3 protein-coding genes are annotated in these 2,494 nt (G+C 71.6%); 2 read left to right on the top strand and 1 reads right to left on the bottom strand.

Annotated features, from left to right (window positions below; translation table 11 throughout):
- Window positions 1-278: 278 nt before the first annotated feature.
- Window positions 279-698, top strand: a complete 420-nt coding sequence (locus ACOV8S_RS18715; RefSeq protein WP_448318958.1) for an SsgA family sporulation/cell division regulator — start codon at window positions 279-281, stop codon at window positions 696-698.
- Window positions 699-733: 35 nt separating this feature from the next.
- On the opposite strand, the gene ACOV8S_RS18710 is transcribed toward ACOV8S_RS18715, so the two are convergent.
- Window positions 734-2,119 (bottom strand): FAD-binding oxidoreductase, encoded by a 1,386-nt coding sequence (locus ACOV8S_RS18710; protein WP_448318957.1) that lies wholly within the window; start codon window positions 2,117-2,119, stop codon window positions 734-736.
- A 214-nt stretch (window positions 2,120-2,333) separates the two neighbouring features.
- Between ACOV8S_RS18710 and ACOV8S_RS18705 the strand changes: the two genes are divergently transcribed.
- The coding region (locus ACOV8S_RS18705) for a helix-turn-helix domain-containing protein (RefSeq protein ID WP_448319447.1) at window positions 2,334-2,494 on the top strand (161 nt) is incomplete at its 3' end.

The following is a 2,494-nucleotide window of genomic DNA, read 5'->3' as shown; positions in this document are numbered from 1 at the left end:
GGCGCACTCATGTCCGTCGTGTCCGGTATCTGCTCGGGATTCGAATCGGGTTACCCACACATACCAGAACGGCGCACCCGGCACTGCCCGTCCGGCCGTACGAGCCCCGAACGGGTTGATCTTCGCTGCGGGTTCACCCGGATCGGTGGTCCCTTGGGACGTGAGGAAGGGCGGGGAGGAGACGCGCGGAGAAAAACCTCCGCGAGTCGCGTAATGCCCGGGGCGCACGGCCCTCTCCTTCCACGAAGACGCACAGCCGCCTGGAGAGGAGCCCCATCATGCGGACCGTGGTGGAACGAGAGCTGACCATGACGTTGATCGTGTCGGCGGAGCAGCACGCGCCGGTCACCGCGCGGCTGCGGTACGGCACCGACGACCCGTTCGCCGTGCACGTGGCCTTCCATACCGGCACCGACCGGCCGGTGCACTGGTCGTTCGCCCGCGACCTGCTGATGGAGGGCCGGTTCAGGGCCTGCGGCCAGGGGGACGTGCGGGTGTGGCCGGGGCGCGGTGTGGAGGGCGGCGGGCCGGTGATGCTGCTGGCGCTCTCCTCGCCGTGCGGGGACGCGCTGCTGGAGGCGCCCGCCGGGGAGGTGGCCAGCTGGCTGGCGCACACCCTGCGGATGGTGCCCCGGGGGCGGGAGGGCGAGCTGCTCGACCTGGACGGCCCGCTGGCCGAGCTGCTCGCCCTGGAGTGAGGCGCCGTGCACGTCCGGACCTCACGGCCCCGGCGTCAGAACAGCTTGCCGGGGTTCAGCAGTCCGAGCGGGTCGAAGGCGTCCTTGACGGCCCGCTGGAGTTCCATGGCCACCGGCCCGGCCTCGCGGGCCAGCCATTCCTTCTTGAGGACGCCGACCCCGTGCTCGCCGGTGATGGTGCCGCCCAGTTCCAGGCCGAGCGCCATGATCTCGTCGAACGACTCCCGGGCGCGCCGGGACTCCTCGGGGTCGGCGGCGTCGAAGCAGACGGTGGGGTGGGTGTTGCCGTCGCCCGCGTGGGCGCAGACGCCGATGGTGAGCTGGAACTTGGCGGCGATGCGTTCGACGCCCTCCAGCATCTCGGTGAGCCGCGAGCGCGGCACGCACACGTCGTCGATCATCGTGGCGCCCTTGACGGCCTCCAGCGCGATCAGGCTCAACCGGCGTGCCTTGAGCAGGAGTTCGGACTCGGCGGGGGTCTCGGCGGGGACCACCTGGGTGGCGCCGGCCGCCTCGCACAGGGCGCCGACCGCGGCCAGGTCGGCGGACGGGTCGGCGGTGTCGAACGCGGCGAGCAGCAGCGCCTCGGTCTCCTCGGGCAGGCCCATCCTGGCGAGGTCGTTGACGGCCTTGAGGGTGGTGCGGTCCATCAGCTCCAGCAGGGAGGGCACGTGACCGTCCTCCATGATCCGGCAGACGGCCTCGCCGGCCGCCGCAGCCGAGCTGAACTCGGCTGCCAGCACGAGCTGTTGGGGCGGCTTCGGCTTGAGTGCGAGGACCGCTTCGACGACCACGCCCAGGGACCCCTCGGAGCCGACGAACAGGCGGGTCAGGTCGTACCCGGCGACGCCCTTGGCGGTGCGGCGTCCGGTGGTGAGCAGCCGGCCGTCGGCCAGCACGACCTTCAGCCCGAGGACGTACTCGGCCGTGACGCCGTACTTGACGCAGCACAGGCCGCCGGAGGCGGTGCCGATGTTCCCGCCGATGGTGCACATCTCCCAGCTCGACGGGTCCGGCGGGTAGCAGAGCCCCTTCTCCTCGACCGCGCGGGAGAGGTCGGCGTTGATCACCCCGGGCTCGACGACGGCGTAGCGGTCGACGGCGTTGATCTCCAGGACGCGGTCCATCCTGATCAGCGACAGGACGATGCAGCCGTCGCTGGCGTTGGCGGCGCCGGACAGTCCGGACCGGGCGCCCTGCGGCACGACGGGCACGCGCAGCTCGGTGGCGGTGCGCATGACGTGCTGGACCTGTTCGGTGGTGCGCGGCAGGACCACGACGGCGGGGACGCCCGCCGGGCAGAAGCTGGCCATGTCGTGCGAGTAGGAGGCGGTGACGTCGGGGTCGGTCAGGACGGCGTCCTCGGGAAGGCCGTCCAGCAGTCGGGTGATCAGGTCGGTGATCAGGGGGTCACGGCTCATGAGGTCAGGGTGGCAGCGGCCCGCCGGTCGGGGAACCCTCGCGCGACCGGCGGGTCGTCGCGTCCTGCCCGGATTCTGGACGGCATCTTCCGCTCAGCGGACCGGCTTCGCTAATCTCGCGCCCACGAACACGGCCCGTGGCAGCGTCGCCCCGGCGCGTGATGCACGCCCGCCGGCGCCGGCCGCCGACCTCACCACCGAAGGAGTGGGTGTCGTGACCGCGGAGACCTCCCAGACTCTCGACAGAGGACTGCGTGTCCTCAAGCTCCTCGCAGACACCGATCACGGACTGACCGTCACCGAGCTCTCCCAGCGGCTCGGGGTCAACCGGACGGTGGTGTACCGCCTGCTCGCCACGCTGGAGCAGCATTCGCT

This window comes from Streptomyces sp. CO7 (assembly GCF_053474865.1).
The sequence above is the reverse complement of the archived record's forward strand: the minus strand, read 5'-3'. Positions and strand labels throughout refer to the sequence as shown.